At 58.7% G+C, this 465-nt stretch carries 1 pseudogene; it reads right to left on the bottom strand.

The features are described from left to right. Nucleotides 1-334 (bottom strand): annotated as a pseudogene (locus SB753_RS34750) (hypothetical protein); the annotation flags it as partial. Nucleotides 335-465 lie beyond the last annotated feature (131 nt).

The following is a 465-nucleotide window of genomic DNA, read 5'->3' as shown; positions in this document are numbered from 1 at the left end:
CGTCTGCGCCGCCCGTGCCGACCGAACCAATCAGCAATGGCACCCTGGCGGGCACAGTGTTTCGCAACAGGGTGGTGAGGTCCCGCAAGATCGCGTCACGTGGAAACGCGCACACGCCCATCCCCAAAGCAAACGGACCGGCGTCCGTAGTGCCCGCGTCGGCAGCAACGAAATGTGGCTGGCACGCCATCGCCTTTCGCAAACTGTCTTCGGGGACGCCAATGCCGAGCATCCCGCTCGCGGCAATAAACCTGCATTCCTTCATGTTGTCTCCATCCGGATGATTATTGAGCCGGTAGCGACAAGTGTCGATCCATGTGGCATCCTCAGTCAATCTCGATGATAATCGTCGATATATCGACCGACCTCACATCCCATGACAAGCACCGCTCCCGTACCACTGGGCTCCAGTGACAGCCTTTACATGACGGCGGAAGAAGCCGCGAATGCACTGAATGTCAGCGT

Origin of the sequence: Paraburkholderia sp. SIMBA_053 (assembly GCF_046534895.1) — a bacterium.
GTDB lineage: Bacteria > Pseudomonadota > Gammaproteobacteria > Burkholderiales > Burkholderiaceae > Paraburkholderia > Paraburkholderia caledonica.
Note: the sequence above shows the minus strand (reverse complement) of the source record. Positions and strands in the feature narration are given on the sequence as shown.